Annotated in this window: 15 protein-coding genes and 1 tRNA gene; 4 read left to right on the plus strand and 12 right to left on the minus strand. The window is 75.7% G+C overall.

Annotated features, from left to right (window positions below):
• Nucleotides 1–51: 51 nt before the first annotated feature.
• The 5 genes from dop to NJC10_RS02140 are packed head-to-tail and all read right to left on the minus strand — an operon-like array spanning nucleotide 52 to nucleotide 6,515.
• Entirely contained in the window at nucleotides 52–1,782 is a 1,731-nt protein-coding gene (gene dop / locus NJC10_RS02120; protein ID WP_319074296.1) for a depupylase/deamidase Dop, read from the minus strand.
• A complete protein-coding gene (gene arc, locus NJC10_RS02125; RefSeq protein ID WP_319074297.1) occupies nucleotides 1,779–3,539 on the minus strand; it encodes a proteasome ATPase in 1,761 nt (586 codons plus the stop codon). The genes dop and arc overlap by 4 nt, the downstream gene beginning before the upstream one ends.
• Nucleotides 3,536–4,651 (minus strand): tRNA (adenine-N1)-methyltransferase, encoded by a 1,116-nt coding sequence (locus tag NJC10_RS02130; protein ID WP_319074298.1) that lies wholly within the window; start codon nucleotides 4,649–4,651, stop codon nucleotides 3,536–3,538. The genes arc and NJC10_RS02130 overlap by 4 nt, the downstream gene beginning before the upstream one ends.
• Nucleotides 4,648–5,808, minus strand: a complete 1,161-nt coding sequence (locus NJC10_RS02135) for a site-2 protease family protein (protein ID WP_319074300.1) — start codon at nucleotides 5,806–5,808, stop codon at nucleotides 4,648–4,650. Before NJC10_RS02135 ends, NJC10_RS02130 begins: the two co-directional genes overlap by 4 nt.
• On the minus strand, nucleotides 5,805–6,515 hold the full coding sequence (locus NJC10_RS02140) for an HAD family phosphatase (RefSeq protein ID WP_319074301.1): 711 nt from the start codon (nucleotides 6,513–6,515) through the stop codon (nucleotides 5,805–5,807). Before NJC10_RS02140 ends, NJC10_RS02135 begins: the two co-directional genes overlap by 4 nt.
• Nucleotides 6,516–6,631: 116 nt before the next feature.
• On the opposite strand from NJC10_RS02140, the gene NJC10_RS02145 reads away from it, so the two are divergent.
• Nucleotides 6,632–7,591: a PAC2 family protein gene (locus tag NJC10_RS02145; protein ID WP_319074302.1), complete on the plus strand. Its 960-nt coding sequence runs from the start codon at nucleotides 6,632–6,634 to the stop codon at nucleotides 7,589–7,591.
• Nucleotides 7,592–7,601: 10 nt separating this feature from the next.
• Here the strand turns inward: NJC10_RS02145 and mshC are convergent, their stop codons facing one another.
• The 3 genes from mshC to NJC10_RS02160 form a co-directional block, all read right to left on the minus strand.
• Nucleotides 7,602–8,885 (minus strand): cysteine--1-D-myo-inosityl 2-amino-2-deoxy-alpha-D-glucopyranoside ligase, encoded by a 1,284-nt coding sequence (mshC, locus tag NJC10_RS02150; protein ID WP_319074304.1) that lies wholly within the window; start codon nucleotides 8,883–8,885, stop codon nucleotides 7,602–7,604.
• Nucleotides 8,886–8,938: 53 nt separating this feature from the next.
• Entirely contained in the window at nucleotides 8,939–9,772 is an 834-nt protein-coding gene (locus NJC10_RS02155) for an undecaprenyl-diphosphate phosphatase (RefSeq protein ID WP_298710938.1), read from the minus strand.
• 80 nt (nucleotides 9,773–9,852) lie between these two features.
• Nucleotides 9,853–10,077, minus strand: a complete 225-nt coding sequence (locus tag NJC10_RS02160) for a hypothetical protein (RefSeq protein ID WP_248115527.1) — start codon at nucleotides 10,075–10,077, stop codon at nucleotides 9,853–9,855.
• An 88-nt stretch (nucleotides 10,078–10,165) separates the two neighbouring features.
• On the opposite strand from NJC10_RS02160, the gene NJC10_RS02165 reads away from it, so the two are divergent.
• On the plus strand, nucleotides 10,166–10,405 hold the full coding sequence (locus NJC10_RS02165; protein WP_319074307.1) for a DUF5703 family protein: 240 nt from the start codon (nucleotides 10,166–10,168) through the stop codon (nucleotides 10,403–10,405).
• 28 nt (nucleotides 10,406–10,433) lie between these two features.
• Here NJC10_RS02165 and NJC10_RS02170 read toward each other — a convergent pair whose 3' ends face one another.
• Complete coding sequence (locus NJC10_RS02170; RefSeq protein ID WP_319074308.1) at nucleotides 10,434–11,774, minus strand: M20/M25/M40 family metallo-hydrolase; 1,341 nt, start codon at nucleotides 11,772–11,774, stop codon at nucleotides 10,434–10,436.
• A 118-nt stretch (nucleotides 11,775–11,892) separates the two neighbouring features.
• On the opposite strand from NJC10_RS02170, the gene NJC10_RS02175 reads away from it, so the two are divergent.
• Both NJC10_RS02175 and malQ read left to right on the plus strand, forming a co-directional pair.
• A tRNA-Leu gene (locus NJC10_RS02175) sits at nucleotides 11,893–11,976 on the plus strand.
• Nucleotides 11,977–12,113: 137 nt separating this feature from the next.
• Complete coding sequence (malQ, locus tag NJC10_RS02180) at nucleotides 12,114–15,533, plus strand: 4-alpha-glucanotransferase (RefSeq protein ID WP_319074310.1); 3,420 nt, start codon at nucleotides 12,114–12,116, stop codon at nucleotides 15,531–15,533.
• A gap of 70 nt (nucleotides 15,534–15,603) precedes the next feature.
• On the opposite strand, the gene NJC10_RS02185 is transcribed toward malQ, so the two are convergent.
• From NJC10_RS02185 to NJC10_RS02195, 3 genes are all read right to left on the minus strand, one after another.
• Nucleotides 15,604–16,494, minus strand: a complete 891-nt coding sequence (locus NJC10_RS02185) for a MaoC/PaaZ C-terminal domain-containing protein (RefSeq protein WP_319074311.1) — start codon at nucleotides 16,492–16,494, stop codon at nucleotides 15,604–15,606.
• A gap of 2 nt (nucleotides 16,495–16,496) precedes the next feature.
• Nucleotides 16,497–17,855, minus strand: coding sequence for a 3-oxoacyl-ACP reductase (locus NJC10_RS02190; RefSeq protein ID WP_298710923.1), 1,359 nt, complete (start codon nucleotides 17,853–17,855; stop codon nucleotides 16,497–16,499).
• A 120-nt stretch (nucleotides 17,856–17,975) separates the two neighbouring features.
• On the minus strand, nucleotides 17,976–19,310 hold the full coding sequence (locus tag NJC10_RS02195; RefSeq protein WP_319074312.1) for an acetyl-CoA C-acetyltransferase: 1,335 nt from the start codon (nucleotides 19,308–19,310) through the stop codon (nucleotides 17,976–17,978).
• Nucleotides 19,311–19,364 lie beyond the last annotated feature (54 nt).

Below are 19,364 nucleotides of genomic sequence, written 5' to 3' on the forward strand. Positions count from 1 at the left end.
GTGTTCGCGGCGCCCCGTCGGGTCAATCGGTGACGGGCGGCCGCGCGTCCTTCACTCCCCGAAGAGCGGCACCAGCGTCGTGACCAGCTCGTCCGGGGTGGGCAGGCGCGCCGCGCCCGATCCCGCGTCCTCCCACCATCCCGGGAGATCGTCCGCGGCGCCCACGAGCGGCTCCGCGAGGCGCAGGCGGTGGAGCCGGCCCTCCTCCGCGGGCCGCAGCAGCACGGAGTCCCATGCCGCCCCGACCACCTGCGCGCTGTGGTGGCGCACCAGGCGGCCGCGGGTCCACGCCCGGGTGCTGCGCGGAGGCCCCGCGACGGCGGCCGTCACCTCGGCCTCGTCGGCGAGCACCCGCATGGCGCCGGCCGCGACGAGGCGGCGGTGCAGCGACCTGTCCGGGCGCAGGTCGGCGTACTGGAGGTCGAGCATCGCCAGGCGGGGGTCGGACCAGTCGGCGCCGGAGCGGGCGCGCATGCCCTCCAGGAGGCGCAGCTTGGCCGCCCAGTCGGCACGGTCGGCCAGGGAGAGCGGGTCGGCCGCGGCGTCGCTCAGGTCCTCGCCCCACGCGGTGAGCACCGCGGCGGTCTCGGCGTCGTCCACCCCGAAGCGGGCGCAGTGCGCCTCCGCGGCGCGGTGATAGGCCCCGAGGATCTGCAGGCCGGTCCACTCGTGTCGGACCCACGCGCCGCCGTCGACGGCCCCGTCCCCCGCCCACTCCCGCAGCGGCACGGTGGCCGTCAGCGTGGGGTCGTGGCTGATGGTCTGCAGCGCGGCCACGGGGTCGTCGAGGACGAGCCGCGGCGCGGTCCCGGCCTCGGCCGTCGCGAGCACGAGGGCGGTCATGCCCATCCGCAGCCACGTGGCGTGCTGGCTCAGGGTCGCGTCGCCGATGATCACGTGCAGGCGCCGGTACGCGTCGCGGACGGCGTGCGGCTCGTCGCGCGTGTTGACGACGGGCCGGCGGATGGTGGTCTCCAGCCCGACCTGCTCCTCGAAGTAGTCCGCGCGCTGGGAGAGCTGGAACCCGGGCTGCTCCCCCGCCTCCCCCAGGCCCACGCGGCCGGCGCCCACGAGCACCTGGCGCGCGGCGAAGAACGGGAGGAGCACGGCGGCGAGCTCGTCGAAGTCCAGGGCCCGGGCCACGAGGTAGTTCTCGTGGGCGCCGTAGGAGCGGCCCTTGCCGTCCACGTTGTTCTTGTACACGAGCACCTCGGGGTGGCCCTCCCCGGCACCGATGTGCTCGGCGGCGGCCTGGGCGATCCGGTCGCCCGCGGCGTCCCAGACCATGGCCGCGCGCGGCGAGGTGGTCTCGGGCGAGGAGTACTCGGGGTGCGCGTGGTCCACGTACCACCGCGCGCCGTTGGTGAGCACGGTGGAGAGCAGCAGGTGCACGGGCTCGCCGTCCGGGCCCACGAGCGCCTGGTCGGTGAGCTGGGAGGGGTGGGCGGCGGAGCGGGGCATGCGCCAGCCGCGCGCGTCCACCAGGGGCGATTCGCCCGTGTAGTCCCACTCCGTGCCGGCCACGGCCGAGCCCGTCCGCGTCGCCAGGTCCGCGTACGCGTTGACCAGCTCGGTGGAGAGCACGCTGTGGTGCGCACCGGGGTTGGCCGGCGCGTGGATGCCGAACTCGGTCTCCGTGCCCATCACGCGGTGCACGCCCCACCCGGCGGCGTCGCGGCCGTGCGGGGGCGCCGCCAGGTCCGCCGGGAACAGCCGCCGCTGACCCGCGAACGCGGGCGCGGCCGACGTCGAGGGGCCCGCCGGTCCCTGCCGCCCGCTCACGCCCCGGCCTCCCCCGCCGGGCCGGCCCCGCGCCCGGGCCCCCGCAGCATCCTCAGGCGGGTCAGCGCCGGGCCCCGCCAGCCAGAGGTGCGCGCCCACTCGGCGGGCGCGGCCGTGGAGAGCAGGTCGGTCTGGTCCTCGAGCACGCCGTCGACGGCCTCGAGCAGGTGTGCGGCGCGCAGGCCGCGCGCGGAGGGGTCCTGGTCCGCGGCGAGCAGGTCCCGAACCGCGTGGCGCTTGGCGCGGTCCACCACGTCCGCGACCACGGCGCCCGAGACCAGGTCCGCCAGGTGCAGCACGGTGACCGCGCCAGAGGCGTCCGTGAGCTCGGCCAGCGCGGTGCGGGGGCCGCGCTCGTAGAGGGCCGTGACGGCGGTGGAGATGAGCTCCTCGCGGGCGGACTCCGCGTCCCCGGCGGCGGCCGTCTCCTCCGGGTGCAGCGGCACGTCGTCCGTGAGGTGGCGCGCCATGATGTCGACGGCGCCGCGCGCGTCCGGGCGGTCGACGCGGATCTTCACGTCGAGGCGTCCGGGACGCAGGACGGCGGGGTCGATCATGTCCTCGCGGTTGGACGCGCCGATCACGATCACGTTGTCCAGGGACTCCACGCCGTCGATCTCGGCGAGCAGCTGGGGGACGATCGTGGTCTCCACGTCCGAGGAGACGCCCGCGCCGCGCGTGCGGAACAGGGACTCCATCTCGTCGAAGAACACGACCACGGGGAAGCCCGCCGCCGCCTTCTGGCGGGCGCGGTCGAAGATCACGCGGATCTGCCGCTCGGTCTCGCCCACGTACTTGTTCAGCAGCTCGGGGCCCTTGATGTTGAGGAAGTAGGAGCGCTCCCCGTCCGCCGAGCGTGCCGAGAGGGCGCGCGCGACCGCCTTGGCCAGCATGGTCTTGCCCGTGCCGGGCGGGCCGTAGAGCAGGATGCCCTTGGGCGCGCGCAGGCCGTGCTCGCGGTAGAGGTCGGGGTGCAGGAACGGGATCTCCACGGCCTCGCGGATCCGCTCGATCTGCGGGCCCAGGCCGCCGATGTCCTCGAACGAGGTGTCCGGCACCTCCTCGAGCAGGACCTCGTCCACGTCGGAGAGCGTCACCGCGCGCAGGGCCCACTCGAGGCGGGCGTCCACGGCGACGGCGTCGCCGTGGCGCAGCTCGACGCCCTCGAGCGCGGGGGCGCGCCGGACGACGCGCTCCTCGTCGGCCGCGCCGGCGAGCACGAGCCCGCCGTCCGGCAGCGCCTCCTTCACGCGCAGCAGCTGGCCCGCGTGCGTGGTCGGCCCGATGCCCACCACGGTGCTGGAGTCGTCGAGCAGCACGGTGGAGCCGGGCGTCAGGCTCTCCGGGTCCAGGAGCGGGGAGACGGCGACGCGCAGGCGGCGGCCGTTCTGCACCACGTCGGCGCCGCCGCGCACGATCGCGCCGGTCTCCACGCCGGCGTGGGGCGGGCGCGGGGCGTGCACGGCCTCGAGGGTCGCGAACGTGAAGGGCGCGTGCGTCGTGGCGTCCAGGGTCTCCTTGAGCGTGGTGATCTCCGCACGCGTGGCCTCGAGCAGCTCGACCATGCGGCGGTTGTTGCGCGCCGCGGCGTCGGTCTGCGCCTGGGCGGCGCGGCGGCGCTCGCTCAGCTGCGCGGCGTGGCGCTGCGCCGAGTCCAGCTGGTGCCGCAGGCGCTCCGCCTCGGCCTGGGACTGGCGCAGCAGCTCCTGGGCCTCCGCGAGGCGGCGGCCGTCGTCGGCCGCGGAGAGCGCGCTCACGCCTCCGGCCCTCCCGCGTCCGTCGCCGGCGTGGACGCGGGCGGCGCCATCTGCCCCGTGGACAGGTCCGGGAACGCGTCGGGGTCGCTGCCCGGGGTCTGGGCCTCCTTGGCGCGGCGGGCCATGAGCCGCGCCTCCTTCGCGGCCTTGCGGGCCTTCTTGTCCGACACGGGCCGCTCGCCGAGGGCCTGCGGGGTCCAGCGCGACTCGTCCGAGGGCTGCCACGCCTCGACGTCCACCGCCTTGAACTCGGACACCTTGGAGCGCTTCTTCAGCAGCAGCGCCTCCTCCCCGGTCGCGAGGCGACGGGCGGTGAGGAGGAAGCCCGTGTGGGCCACCATGCGGTGGTCCGGGCGCACGGCGAGCCCGTCCAGGTGCCAGCCGCGCACGAGGGTCTCGTTGGCCTGCACCTCGGTGAACTTCCCGGAGTCGCGGATGGCCTCGGCCACGCGGGAGAGCTGGGTGGCGGTGGCCACGTAGTTCAGCCACACGCCGCCGGGGGCGAGCACGGTGGCCACGGCGTCGAGGCACTCCCACGGGGCGAGCATGTCCAGGACCACGCGGTCCACCGAGCCGGGCTCGTGGACGTGCAGCATCTCCTCCTGGGCGTCGCCGAGGTGGATCGACCACGCGGGGTGCTCGGCGCCGAAGAAGGACTCCACGTTGGCGCGCGCGATGTCCGCGAACTCCTCGCGCCGCTCATAGGAGTGGAGCCGGCCGCCGTCGCCGACGGCGCGCAGCAGCGAGCACGAGAGGGCGCCCGAGCCGACGCCGGCCTCCACCACCACCGCGCCCGGGAAGATGTCCGCCTGCTGCACGATCTGGCCGGCGTCCTTGGGGTAGACCACGGTGGCCCCGCGCGGCATGGAGAGCACGAAGTCGTTGAGGAGGGGGCGCAGCACCTGGTACTCCTGCCCCGCGGAGTTGGGCACCACCACGCCCTCGGAGCCGCCGATCAGCTCGTCGTGCCGCAGCACGCCCTGGTAGCTGTGGAACTCCCCGCCCGGAAGCAGGGTGATGGTGTTCAGGCGGCCCTTGGCGTCCTTGATCTGCACGCGCTCTCCGGCCCGCAGGGGGCCTCGTCGACTGCTCACGCCGGTGGGTTCGGTCATGCTCGGTTCTCCTTCGCAGAGGGGTCGTCCGTGGAGTGCCGCGTCGCGTGGACGGCGGCCAGGAGGGTGTCGCGCGGGAGCACGGAGGCCACGCCGTCGCGGGCGTCCGTGAGCACGCGCACGGGGAGGTCGGGCTCGCCGAGGCGGGCCACGAGGTCGGCGCCGGAGGCGGGGAGATCGGCGCGGCGCACCACGGCGCCGGGCGCGAGCGCGGTGCATGCCGCGCTCACGGGGGTGCGCTCGAGCTCGTCGGCCGGGCGGTGCACCACGGCCGTCAGGTCGAGCACGCCGCGGGGCGTGCCGGTGGCGTCCACGGCGACGGCGGCGCGGCGGCCGCCGTCGGCCATCCGGAGCGCGTGCGCCACCGAGCCCTCGGCGGGGACGGCCACCGCGGGGATCTCGAGGGAGGCCAGCGTGAGCGCGGCGAGGCGGCCGCCCCACCGCCCGCGCTCGACGGACGCGCCGGCCCCCCGCCACAGGATCACGCCCACCCACGCGAGCAGGAGGGACATCAGCAGGTCGGACCGCTGCCCGCGCAGCAGCGGGCCCGCGACCGCGGCGCCCACCAGCAGGACGGCGATCGCGCGCCCGGACCAGCCCGCCGCCACGAGGCCGCGGTCCCGGGAGCCGGTGGAGGCCCACACGGCGGACTCGACGAGCCGGCCGCCGTCCAGGGGCATGCCCGGCAGCGCGTTGAACGCGGCCAGCAGGAGGTTGGCCCACACGGTGATGTCCAGGAGGAGCCCGGCCACGGAGGCCGTGGGCAGCGTCAGCGCGGCGAGCCACGCGAGGCCGGCCACCGCCAGGTTGGCCAGGGGCCCGGCCATCGCGGTGGCCACCGTCCCCCACGGCCCGGCCTGCGGGCCGCGGAACTGGGTGTGCCCGCCCCACAGCGTGAGCACGATCTCCTCCGCGCGGTCCCCGAAGGCCCGCCCGACGACGGCGTGGGCGATCTCGTGCGCCAGCACGGAGAGCGCGAGCAGCACGGCGTAGCCGAGGGCCACCGCGTAGGCGCCCGCCCCGAGGTGGGGCAGGGCGCGCTGGATCTGCGGCCCGAAGGTGAGGACCACGAACGCGGCCACGAGGGCCCACGTCCAGGAGAGGTAGACCGGGGCGCCCGCCGCGCGGCCGATGGGCAGGCCGGGCCGGCGGGTCATCCGGCTCCGCCCGGACGCGCGGATCGGACGGCCGCGAGGTCGGCGAGCGTCCGCCCGGCCAGGGTGTCCCACTGCACGGTCGCGGCGCCGGGGGGCAGCGGGAGCACGCTGGGCACGCCCACCGTGGGCAGGCCGGCGGCCATGGCCGCTCCCACGCCCACGGGCGAGTCCTCCACCGCCACGCAGTCGGCGGCCGCGAGGCCGGGCCGCAGCTCGCCGAGGCGGGCGAGGGCCAGGGCGTAGGCCTCGGGATCGGGCTTGCCCCGCGTCACCTGGTCGCCGGTGACCACCACGGCCAGTGCCCCGCCCGGAGCGCGCTCGGCCAGCACGCGGGCCAGCGGCGCGTGGGACATGGTCACGAGCGCACCGGGCACGCCGGCGGCCGCCTGCTCGCGCAGCAGCTCGAGGGCGCCGGGCCGCCACGGCACCCGCTCGACGACGCCGCGCGCCACCTCCGCCATGGTCCGCTCGATGATCTCGGGGACCCCGAGGCGGATCCCGGCCTCCTGCAGGTGGCGGGCGCCCACGTCCAGGGGCCGGCCCACGAGGGAGGCGGCGAGCTCGTTCGACCACGTGCCGCCGTGCTCCGCCATGAGGCGGCGCTGGGCGGCGTTCCACAGGTGCTCGGTGTCCACGAGGGTGCCGTCCATGTCCCACAGCACGGCGGCGGGCGTCTCGCGGGGAGGCAGGGGGGCGGCGTCGGGCATGCGTCCATCCTATTGGAGGGCGTCGACGGGCCGCGGGCACGGGCCGTGCGCCGCCCCTCGGGCCGCTGCGCGGCGAACCGTGACCCCCCTCGGCTCCCGTGCGTAGGGTGACGGTCATGACCGAATCCCCCGCCGCCCCCGCCGAGGACCAGCCGGACGACGCGCTCGGCGCCCTGCGCACGCACCTGACCGCCACGGTGGAGGAGCTCGAGGCCGGGCGCCGCGCCCCCACCGTCCTGCTCCTGGCGTTCCAGGGGTGGAACGACGCCGGGGAGGCGGCGACGGGCACGCTGGAGGCGCTGCGGGAGCAGTGGGACGCCGCTGAGCTGGGACGCGTGTGCGAGGGCGAGTACTACGACTACCAGGTGACCCGTCCCCACGTGCGGCGCGACGCCGACGGGCTCGGCACCCTGGAGTGGCCCGCGATCCGGCTGCACGTCGCGGCTCTCGACGCCGCGGGGCGCCCCGTGGCCGAGGAGGAGGCCCCCGCGGACGGGGTGCGCGTCCTGCTGGCCAGCGGCGTCGAGCCGAACGTGGGCTGGCGGGCCTTCACGGCCGAGCTGTTCGCGTGGGCGGCGCGGGAGCGCGTGGACGCCGTGGTGACCCTGGGCGCCCTGCTGGCGGACGTGCCCCACACGCGCCCGCTCCGGGCGCTCCCGACCTCTCCGCTCGTGGACGTGCGCGTGGCCGTCGGCGCGGAGCGGCCCACCTATGAGGGGCCCACGGGGATCGTCGGCGTGATCGGCGACGAGGCGGCCCGCCGCGGGCTGCCGAGCCTCGCGCTGTGGGGCGCCGTGCCGCACTACGTGGCCCAGGCGCCCTCCCCCAAGACGCTGCTGGGCCTCGTGGAGGCCGTCGAGGACCTGCTCCACGTCACCGTGTCCACCCACGAGCTGGAGGACGACGCCCACGCGTGGCAGCGCGGCGTGGACGAGCTCGCCGCCGAGGACCCCGACGTCGCCGCCTACGTGCGCCAGCTCGAGCAGGCGCAGGACGCCCAGGAGCTGCCGGAGGCCTCCGGCGAGGCGATCGCCCGGGAGTTCGAGCGCTACCTGCGCGGCCGGCACGGCCGCTGAGCGCGGCGGCTCAACGCAGGCGCAGGCCCAGGAGCGCGTCGGCCACCGTGGCGACGTCGAGGGGTGCGGGGGCGTCCTCTGCGGCGCCGGCGTCGCGGAGCCCGGGCAGGGAGCCGTCCGCCCACGCGTCGAGCACGCGGAGCGCGGCGGGCGCGTCGAGGTCCTCGGACAGCGCGGCGTGGGCGGCCTGCAGCACCGCCGCCCCGGCCGCGGCGTGGGGGCCGTCGAGGGCGGCGCGCCACGCGGCCACGCGCTCCTGAGCGGCGGAGAGCAGGTCCTCGGACCACTCCCAGTCGCTGCGGTAGTGCTGCGAGAGGATCGCCGCGCGGATCGCGACCGGCTCCACCCCCCGGGCGCGCAGTCGAGAGACGAGCTCGAGGTTGCCGAGGGACTTGGACATCTTCTGCCCGTCGAGGGCCACCATGCCCGAGTGCACGTAGGTGTGCGCCAGGGGCTGGCCGTCCGCCGCCGTCGCGTGGGCCGCGGAGAACTCGTGGTGCGGGAAGCGCAGGTCGGAGCCGCCGCCCTGGACCGTGAACGGGGCGGGCAGGTGGGCGCGCGCGATGACGGAGCACTCGATGTGCCAGCCGGGCCGGCCGGCCCCGAGCGCGCCGGCCTCCCACGAGGGCTCGCCCGCGCGGTGCACACGCCACAGCAGGGGGTCGAGGGGATGGCGCTTGCCGGGACGGGCCGGGTCGCCGCCGCGCTCGGGGAAGACCGCGTCCATCTGCGCCCGCGTCATCGCGCTCACGGAGCCCAGCGTCCAGCCCCCCGCGGCCTGCGCCGCCTCGACGTCGAAGTACACGTCCCCGTCCGGGCCGCCGTCGACCCCGGGCACGCGGTAGGCGACGCCGGCGTCGAGCAGGGCCGTCACGCCGTCGACCACGAGGTCGATCGCCTCGGTGGCGCCCACGTAGTGGTCCGGCGCGAGGACGTTGAGCGCGGCCATGTCCGCGCGGAACAGGTCCGTCTGCTCGCGGGCGAGGTCCCGCCAGTCGACGCCCGTGGCGTCGGCGCGCTCGAGGAGCGGATCGTCCACGTCGGTCACGTTCTGCGTGTAGGCCACCTCGATCCCGCACGCGCGCCAGTACCGCTGCAGCAGGTCGAAGGCGACGTAGGTGGTGGCGTGGCCCAGGTGCGTGGCGTCGTAGGGGGTGATGCCGCACACGTACAGGGAGGCGTGCCCGGCGTCGTTGCCGGGGTGGCGCAGGCCCTGCGTGGCCGTGTCGAGGACCCGCAGTCGGTCCGGCTGGGCGGGCAGGGCGGGCGGGGCGGGGGTGCTCCAGGACTTCACGGTGCTCCTCGGGGACGGCGACGACGGGCGGGTGCGCGGGGCGGGCGCGCGGCTCAGGCGGAGATCAGCCCGGTGCCGAGCATCGCGTAGAGGGCAAGGCCGAGGGCCACGCGGTACCACACGAACGGCATGTACGAGTTGGTGGAGATGAACTTCATGAGCCAGGCGATCACCGAGTAGCCCACCACGAACGCGATCACGGTGGCCACCAGCGTCTCCCCGCCGCCGTAGGGACCGGACTGGCCGGGCTCCGTGAGCGCGGAGAACAGCTTGTAGAGGCCGGAGGCGAACACGGCCGGGACGGCCAGCAGGAACGCGTAGCGGGTGGCGGCCTCGCGGGTGTAGCCCATGGCCAGGCCCGCGGTGATGGTGCCGCCCGAGCGCGAGACGCCGGGGATGAGGGCGAGCGCCTGGGCGAAGCCGAAGAGGATGCCGTCCTTGACGGTGAGCCGCTCGATGGGCGTGGTCTGACGGCCGAGGCGGTCGGCCAGCGCCAGCAGCACGCCGAACACGATCAGCATGGTGGCGGTGATCCACAGCGAGCGGAACTCCGTGTCGATCCAGCTCTCCAGGAGCAGCCCGAGGATCGCGATGGGCAGCGAGCCGAGGATGATGAGCCAGCCCATGCGGGCATCCGGGTCGCTGCGGGGCACGCGGCCGGTCAGCGAGCCGGACCATCGTCCGATGATCCGGACGATGTCCTTCCAGAAGTAGATCAGCACGGCCAGCTCGGTGCCCAGTTGGGTGATGGCGGTGAAGGCCGCGCCGGGGTCCGACGCCGAGGGCAGGAACTCCCCCACGATGCGGATGTGCGCCGAGGAGGAGATGGGCAGGAACTCCGTCAGGCCCTGCACCAGGCCCAGAATGATTGCTTCGATCCACGTCACGGTGGGTCACTGTACTGCACCGCCCAGGGAGGTCTCCCGGGGCGGTGCAGGGGTTCGCGGCGGTGAGGGGCCGCCAGGACTCAGTCCTGGTCGTCGTCCTCGTCGTCGTCGAAGAGGTCCAGCGGGGTGACCTCTTCGGTGTCCGCGTAGAGGGCGTCCTCGTAGTTCTCGAAGGCGTCCGCCACGGCGAAGAAGGCCGCCTCCACGGTGGGGTCGTCCTCGCCGCGCTTGTTCTGGGCGGCCACGAGGTGTTCGTTCAGGGCGGTGGTCAGGGCCTCCAGGGCCAGGCGGGCGTCAGAGCTCATGGCTGAACGGTAACCCGAGGACGGGCGGTGCGACCAGAGGTGCGCGCACCCGCGCGGCGGGGCCGCGGCGGTCTGCGAGGATGACCGGGTGCGTGAGCAGCTGATGTCCTCGACCCTGGACTCCGTCGCCGAGGGCCAGAAGTGGGAGTACCTCGTCCTCACCGTGGCCCCCGAGGAGTCCCTCGGCGACGCGCGGCGCCGCCTCGTGGAGCACGCCGAGTACGGCCGCTGGGAGCTGCAGCGAGCGGTGCACTACCGCGGCGGGGCCCGGCGCTACTGGCTGCGCCGGCGCGTCATCCGGGTGGCCTCCACGCTCGACCTCGCCTGAGCGGCCCGGTCCGCGGGGCGGCGCGCCGTCAGGGGCGCGGCTCCAGCATGCGCGCGAGGACGCGGCAGCCGAACTCGAGCGCGTCCACCGGCACGCGCTCGTCGATGCCGTGGAAGAGCGAGGTGAACGCGAGGTCCGGGGGCAGGCGCAGCGGGGAGAACCCGTAGCCGGTGATGCCCAGGCGGGAGAGCGACTTGTTGTCCGTGCCGCCGCCCAGCATGAAGGGCAGCACCTCGGCCTCGGGGTCCTCGTGCCGCAGCGCCTCGACCATGAGCTCCACGAGGTCGCCCGAGAACGGGACCTCGAGGCCGATGTCCCGGTGCTCCGGCTCGAACTCCACGTGGGGTCCGGCGAGCTCGGCGAGGGTCGTGAGCGTCTGCTCCTCCTCCCCCGGCAGGGGGCGCACGTCCACCGTGCCCGTCGCCGTGGACGGGATCACGTTGTGCTTGTACCCGGCGGTCATGCCGGTGGGGTTGGACGAGGTGCGCAGCGTGCCGGTGACCCACGTGCGGGCCTGGCCGAGGGCCTCGAGCTGCGGGGCGGGGTCCGTCTCGTCGAACGGGACGCCCATGATCTCGGCCACCTGCTCCAGCAGCTGACGGGTGGTCTTCGTGTAGGTCAGCGGCCACTCGTGGCGGCCGATCCGATCGAGCGCGCCGGCCAGGTGGGTGACCGCGTTGTCCTCGTGCGGGGCGGAGCCGTGGCCCGGAGCGCCGGCCGACCGCAGGTTGAGCCACATCAGGCCCTTCTCCGCGGTCTGCACGAGGTAGGCGCGGGTGCCGGCCACCTCGGTGGAGAAGCCCCCCACCTCGCTGATCGCGTCCGTGCACCCCGCGAAGACCTCCGGGTGGTGCTCCACCATCCACGTCGCGCCGTACACGCCGCCGGCCTCCTCGTCCGCGAAGAACGCGACGGTGAGCGGGCGGCGCGGGCGGCGGCCGGTGCGGGCGAGGTGCAGGAGGACGGAGAGGATCATCGCGTCCATCCCCTTCATGTCCACCGCGCCTCGGCCCCAGACCATCCCGTCCTTCAGCTCCGCGCCGAAGGGGTCCACGCTCCACTCGGCGGCCTCGGCCGGCACCACGTCGGTGTGGCCGTGGAGCACGAGGCCGGGGGCATCCGCGTCCCAGCCCGGCAGGTGCCCGACGACGGAGACGCGCCCGGGTGCGGACTCGAAGAACCGCGGGGTCATCCCCGCCTGCTCCATGAGCCTCCCGCAGAAGGCGGCGGCCTCCGGCTCGCCCACGGACACGTTGCCGCCGCGGTTGGTGGTGTCGATGCGGATCAGGCCGCGGCAGATCTCGACGACGTCGGCCGCGGGGGACTCGGTGCGGGGGGCGGTGGGCTTCTCGGCGGGGGAATCGATCATGGAGTTGAGCCTACCTCCGGGGGTGTGGTACGCTTCTCGGGTTGCTCCGGCGAGGAACGGTGAAAACCGGGACTGGCCGAACGCGAAGGAAACGGTCCGCTCCGGCGGATCGGGATGAGCGCGAGTGGCGGAATTGGTAGACGCGCAGCGTTGAGGTCGCTGTGTTCGAAAGGACGTGGGGGTTCAAGTCCCCCCTCGCGCACAGCTCATCGGACGAAGGGCCCCGGTCACAGACCGGGGCCCTTCGCGCCATCCCGTCCCTCCTTCCCCCTACAGTGAAGGTGCGCGACGGCCCGCCGCCGTCGTCGCTCACCTGACAGGGACGACACGGAGGTTCCGATGGCCGACGATGCCCGCACGCTGCTGCGCCGACTCGCCCGCGCCCACGGGGTGCAGTGGCGATACACGGGACAGGACGGCTCGGACCAGACCGTGCCGGACGACGCCCTCGTGAAGGTGCTCGCGGCCCTCGGGGTGGCGGTCCGCCCGGACGCCGTCGCCGCCCTCACCGAGGCGCTCGACGACGCCGAGCTCGCACCGTGGCGGGACGTCCTGCCTCCCACCGTGGTCACGCGGGCGGGGCACCGGCTCTCCGTGCCCGCCCACGTCTCGGTGGTCGAGGGGCTGAGCGCCCGAGTCGTCACGGAGGCGGGCGCGCCCGTGCCCGTCGCCGTCACCCGGCCGCTGGGCGAGCCCCGCCGCGTGGACGGCGTGGACCTCGTGCGGTGCCACGTGGAGGTCCCCGCAGACCTGCCCCTCGGCTGGCATCGCCTCGAGCTCGACAGCGCCACCGGCCACCACGCCGAGGCCACCCTCGTCTGCGCGCCGGACCGCCTCACCACGGCCGCACCCTTCCTGGCCCGGCGCGGCTGGGGCGTGGCCGCCCAGGGCTACTCCGTGACCTCGGAGCACTCGTGGGGCATCGGGGACATCGAGGACGCCGCGTCCGTGGCGGAGACGGCCGCCGAGCACGGCGCCGACTTCCTGCTCCTGCATCCGCTGCACGCGGTCGACCCCGGCACCACCCCCGCGGACTCCCCCTACTCCCCCGTCTCCCGCCGCTTCCTCACCGCGCTGCTGATCCGCGTGGTGGACATCCCGGAGTTCGCCGGGCTGCCCGCCGCGGAGCAGGAGGAGCTGCGCGCCGCCGGCCGTCGGGTCCAGGAGCGACTGGAGGAGACGGGGCGCATCGATCGTTCCGCCGTCGCCGAGGTCCTGTGGCCCGCCCTGCGCCGCGTGCACTCCGTGCCCCGCACCGCAGAGCGGGAGGCGGCGTTCGCCGCGTTCCGCGCGCGGATGGGGGCGGGGCTGGACGACTTCGCCCTCTGGTCCGCCCTGCGCCTCTCGGACGTGACCGGCCCGGACCCGCAGGACGCCGACTGGACTCCGGAGGGCGAGCGCGCCGCCGCGTTCCGCAGCACGCACGCGGACGAGCTGGACCTGCACCGCTGGGTCCAGTGGATCGCGGACGAGCAGCTGGCCGCCGTCCAGCGCCGCGCGCTCGGCGCGGGCATGCGCATGGGCGTGATGGTGGACCTGGCCGTGGGCGCCACGCGCGGCTCGGCGGACGCGTGGATGCTCGGGGACGTGCTCGTGCCCGGGATGTCCGTGGGCGCCCCGCCGGAGGTCTTCAACCAGCTGGGCCAGGACTGGTCCCAGCACCCGTGGCACCCCCGGCGGCTCGCCGAGACCGGCTACGCCGCGTTCCGGGACATGCTCCGCACCGTGATGGCCCACGCCGGCGGCGTGCGGATCGACCACGTGCTCGGCCTCTTCCGCCTGTGGTGGGTGCCGGAGGGCGCCGGCCCCACGCAGGGCGCGTACGTGGAGTACGACCACGAGGCCATGCTCGCCGTCCTCACCCTCGAGGCGCAGCGGGCCGGCGCCGTGGTGATCGGCGAGGACCTCGGCACGTTCGAGCCGTGGGTGCAGAAGCGCCTCGCGGAGGCGGGCGTGCTCGGCACGAACATCCTCTGGTTCGAGCAGGAGGACGGCGTGCCGGTCCCCCCGGAGCGCTACCGGCGCCTGTGCCTGGCCGCCGTGAACACCCACGACCTCCCCCCGACCGCCGGCTACCTCGAGGGCGTCCACCTGGACCTGCGCGAGGAGCTCGGCCTGTTCACGGGGGACGTGGCCGCGGAGCGGGAGCGCTCGGCCGCCGAGGTGGAGGCGTTCCTCCGGGCCGCACGAGACCGCGGCCTCCTCGAGGAGGTCCCGGGCGTGGGCGAGCGGCAGGCCCAGGTCATCGCCCTGCACCGGCTGCTCGCCCAGGCGCCGTCGGCGCTGCAGAGCGTGGCCCTCGTGGACGCCGTCGGGGAGCGCCGCATCCAGAACCAGCCGGGGACCATGCAGGACCAGTACCCGAACTGGACCGTGCCGCTCGGGGACGCCGAGGGCGCGATGCTCCACGCGGAGGACCTGCCCGGCCTGCCGTCGGTGGCCCGCCTCTTCGACGCGGTGGACCGTGAGCTCACGGCCTCTGTGCCCGTGGGGATCGGCGTGGCCTACCACACCTCGCCGCTGGCCCAGCCGGGCCGCGGGGACGCCGGCGGCATGAACGTGTACGTGCGGCAGGCCGCCCTCGCGCTCGCGCGGCAGGGGATGCGGATGCTCCTGTTCACCCGCGCGGAGGAGCCGGTGGACGGCGGCGCACGGATCACGCGTCTGCCCGCGGGCGGACCGACACCGGACGTCCTCGTGGTCGAGCTGGCCGCCGGCCCCGCCCGACCCCTGGACAAGGCCGAGCTCGCCGCGCACACGGACGCGTTCACCGCGGCCGCGCTGGCCTGGCTGCGGGGAGCACGCGAGGCCGAGGGGCTCGCGGAGGCCGAGCGCGTGCGGTTCGTCCACGGGCACTACTGGCTCTCCGCGCCCACGGCCCACGCCCTGGCGCAGGAGATGGACGCCCCTCACCTGCAGACCATGCACACCACCGCGGCCGTGAAGATGCTGCAGGACGAGGGCCACGAGGAGCCCGCCGAACGGATCGCCGCCGAGGCGCGCGTGGTGGAGGAGGCCGACCTCCTCGTGGTGAACTCCCCCGCCGAGGCCGCCGACCTGCGCGAGGTCCTCGGCGTGGACCGCCGGCGCACGCGCGTCCTCTCCCCCGCCGTGGACACCGCGACGTTCACGCCCGAGGGAGCGTCCTGCTGGCCCGGGTCGTCCGGGGCCACGGCCGGCGCCGACGCGGCCGCTCCCCTGCGCGTGCTCTTCGCGGGGCGCGTGCAGGCGCACAAGGGCCCGCAGATCCTCGTCGAGGCCCTCGCCATCCTGCGGGGCCGGCGCGGCGGCGCCGGTGCGGATCCCGGGATCCGGCTGCACCTCAACGGGGCCGCCTCCGGCGGAGAGGGCCTGGACCTCGCCGCCCTGGCCCGCCGGCACGACGTCGCGGACCTCGTCACCCTGTCCGATCCGGTGCCCGCGCCCGCGCTGGCCGAGCAGCTCCGCGCGGCGGACGTCGTCGCGATGCCGAGCCGTTCGGAGACCTACGGCCTCGTGGCCCTCGAGGCGCAGGCGTGCGGCACCCCGGTGCTGGCCCACCGCGTGGGCGGGCTCGTCCACGCGGTGCAGGACGGGCGGACCGGCCGGCTCGTGGCCCCGAACACCGCGGAGGCGTGGGCGGACGCGCTCGAGGGGATCCTCGGGGACCGCGGCGCGTGGGCCGCGATGTCCACCGCGGCCGTGCGCCACGCGCAGAGCCACTCCTGGGACGCGTACGCGGACGGCCTCCTGGACGCCGCGGCGGCCGCGGAGGGCTGATCCCGCTGCCTTGACGACGACGGCGGCCCGGGAGCATCACGCCCCCGGGCCGCCGTCGTCGGTCCTCCCCTCAGGTGAGGGGCCGGATCCCGCCCCGGAAGTGGCGGCGTCCACGCGTGGCGTCCCAGCCCGTCACCTGCGTGACCGCGGGGTCGCGCTCGTACCGGACGGCCACGCGGGCGGGCAGCACCACGGGCGCCTCGAACTCGATGTCCCAGCCGACGCCGGCCTCGGCGGGCTCCCGGCCGTCCAGCATGCGCGCGGCGAGGAGCATGCCGTGGGCGATCGCACCCTTCATGCCGAACAGCGTCGCGCTCGGCCCGGAGAGGTGGATGGGGTTCCAGTCCCCCGAGACGCCCGCGTAGGCGCGGCCGGCCCCCGCCCCGAACGTCCACTGCGCGGTGGGGGCCGCGGGGACGAACTCGTCGCGCTCGGGCCGCTCGGGGCGTTCGCCCGTCAGCCACACGCCCTTGGCCAGGTACCGGGAGGAGCCCTCCCACAGCAGCGCCGCCTCCGCGCCGGCGCCCGCCGCGCGCTCCACGCGCACCGCGACGTCCACGGCGGTGCCCGCGTGGTGGGGCACGAGGCCCAGGGCCTCGGCCGCGACCGTCAGCGGCTCGCCCGCGGGGACGGGCCGGTGGTGCTGGACCGAGTTGGAGAGGTGGACCATGCCCGGCAGGGGCAGCGGGAAGTCAGGGGCGGCCATGAGCGCCATCGCCGTCCCGAACACCTGGGTGTGCACGAGTACGGAGGGCAGGTGCGTCGGGTCCGCGGGGCCCACCACCTCGCGCCAGCGGCCGACGACGGCGGGGTCGATCGTCAGGCCCTCCACCTCGATGCGGCGCTCGGGCAGGGTCGTCGGCCGGCGTCGGCGGGTGAGGGCGTCCTGCGCGGCCTGCGCCGCGGCGCGGGCGTACAGGGAGCCGAGGGCGGGGGCCTGCGTGAGCGTCCGGGTCTCCATGCTCAGGCCCCCATGATCGCCTGGCCGCACACCCGCAGGGTGGCGCCGTTGGTGCCGCCGGCCCCGTCCGAGACGAGGTAGGCGATGGCCTCGGCGACGTCCTGGGGACGGCCGCCCTGCTGCAGCGAGTTGAGGCGGCGGCCCAGCTCGCGGGTCGCGAGCGGGATCTTGGCGGTCATCTCGGTCTCGATGAAGCCCGGGGCGACGGCGTTGATCGTGCCCCCGCGCTCGGCCAGCATCGGCGCGGTGGCCGACGTGAGGCCCATGACGCCCGCCTTGGACGCCGCGTAGTTGGTCTGGCCGCGGTTGCCGGCGATGCCGGAGGTGGAAGCCAGGCCGACGATGCGCAGGCCCTCGCCCACGACGTCGCGGGCGTCCTCGGCGAGGAAGGCCGCGTTCATGGCCAGCTGCGAGGACGTGTTCACGGCGAGGACCGAGTCCCAGCGCGCCGCGTCCATGTTGGCGAGCAGCTTGTCCCGCGTGATGCCCGCGTTGTGCACCACGATGTCCATGCGCCCGTGGCGGGTGCGGCAGTGCTCGAGGATCCGGGCGCCGGCGTCGGGGGCGGTGATGTCCAGCGCGAGGGCGGTGCCCCCGAGCTTGTTGACTACACCGGCCAGGGCGTCCCCGGCGGCGGGCACGTCCACGCCCACCACGCGGGCGCCGTCGCGGGCCAGGGTGGCGATGATCGCCGCGCCGATGCCGCGGGCGGCACCGGTGACGACTGCGACCTTGCCCTCGAGCGGGCGGGCCAGGTCCGCGGGGGTCGAGCCGTCCGCGGTGGTGACGGGCAGGAACTGGCCGGAGACGAACGCGGAGCGGCCCGAGAGCAGGAAGCGCAGGGCGCCGGCCGCGCCGGGGGCGGTGAGCGGGACGCCGGAGCCCAGGATGAGGCCGTTGGCGGTGCCGCCGCGGCGCATCTCCTTGCCGAGCGAGCGGGTCAGGCCCACCACGCCCTGGCGGGCGGCGCGCGCCGCGGGGTCGGCGGCCACGGAGGGGTCCTCCGGATCCTCGAACACGGTGACCACGCGGGCGCTGGAGCCGAGCTGGCGCAGGGCGGGGCCGAGCTCGAGGGCCACGGCGGAGAGCTCGGACGGGGCACGCACCCCGTCGAAGCACGCGACGACACCGGCCAGGCGGGCGCCCTCGGCGCGCTCGGAGACGACCTGGACGCCGGCGGCGGTGAGCAGCCCGCGGGCCGCGTCGGCGGCGGGGGTGGCGCCGAGCACCAGGACGGTGCCGGTGATCAGCGGCTGGCCGGGCTCGTACCGGCGCAGCTCGACGGGCTGGGGCAGGCCCAGGGCGCCGGTGACGCGCTTGCCCAGGGCGGAGGAGACGAAGGAGCCGTACGGGTCGTTCACGGGGGGACCTCTCAGGTCAGGGGTGTGCTGGAGTGCGGCGGGGTCGGTGCGGCGGGGACCGGCGCCCCGCCGTCGGACGGGCCGACGGCGGGGCGGGTGCTGCGGGTGGTGCCGGGCGGCTCAGCGGCCGCGCAGGAGGGCGACGATGCCCTGGCCGCCGGCGGCGCACACGGAGATGAGGCCGAGGGAGCCCTCGCCCTTCTGGTGCAGCGCCTTGGCCAGCAGGGCCACGATGCGGCCGCCGGTGGCGGCGAACGGGTGGCCGGCGGCCAGCGAGGAGCCGTGCACGTTGAGCTTGGAGCGGTCCACGGTGCCGAAGGCGCCGTCGAGGCCGAGGCGCTCGCGCCCGAACTCCTCGCTCTCCCAGGCCTTCATCGTGGCGAGCACGGTGCCGGCGAAGGCCTCGTGGATCTCGATGAAGTCCAGGTCGTCCAGGGTCAGGCCGTGGCGGGCCAGGAGGCGGGGCACGGCGTACGCGGGGGCCATGAGCAGGCCCTCCTTGCCGTCCACGAAGTCCACGGCGCCGTTCTCGGCGTCCACGAACTCGGCGAGCATGGGCAGGCCGCGCTCGGCCGCCCAGTCCTCGGAGGCGAGCAGCACGGCGGAGGCGCCGTCGGTGAGGGGCGTGGAGTTGGCGGCGGTCATGGTCGCCTCGTCCCCGAGCTGGCGGCCGAAGGCGGGCTTGAGCTTGGCCAGCTTCTCCATGGAGGAGTCCGCGCGCAGGTTGTTGTCGCGGGTCAGGCCGCGGAACGGGGTCACGAGGTCGTCCATGAAGCCGGAGTCGTACGCGGCGGCGAGGTTGCGGTGGCTGGCCACGGCCAGCTCGTCCTGCGCCTCGCGGGTGATGCCCCACTGGTGGGTGGTGAGCGCCTGGTGCTCGCCCATGGACATGCCGGTGCGGGGCTCGCTGGCGCCGGCCGGCTCGGGGACGAGCTGGTTGGGGCGCAGCTGGGAGACGGCCTTGAGGCGGTCCTTCAGGGTCTTCGCGGCGTTGAGCTGCATCAACACGCGGCGGGCGCCGTCGGAGACGCTCACGGGCGAGTCGGAGATGGAGTCCACACCGCCGCCGATCGCGGAATCGATCTGGCCCAGGCGGATCTTGGAGGCGAGGGTGCCCAGGGCCTCCATGCCGGTGGCGCAGGCGACCTGCATGTCCGCGGCCGGGGTGTCGGGCGCGAGGGCCGAGCCGAGGACCGACTCGCGGGTGAGGTTGAAGTTCTTGGGGTGCTTGAGCACGGCGCCGGCGGAGACCTGGCCGATGCGCTCACCCTGCAGGCCGAAGCGGGCGACCAGGCCGTCGAGGGCGGCGGTCAGCATGTCCTGGTTGGAGGCCGTCGCGTAGGCCGTGTTGGCGCGGGCGAAGGGGATGCGGTTGCCGCCCACGACGACGGCCGGGCGCAGCGGGCCGCCGGCGACGGCGGGACGGGCGGTGGTGGTGTTCTCCGGGGTGTTCACGGCGGGGTCCTCCTGGACGGTGTGGCCTCACCCGCGGGGTGCGCGGCGAGAGGT

It is taken from the genome of Micrococcus sp. M4NT (assembly GCF_033790745.1).
GTDB lineage: Bacteria > Actinomycetota > Actinomycetes > Actinomycetales > Micrococcaceae > Micrococcus.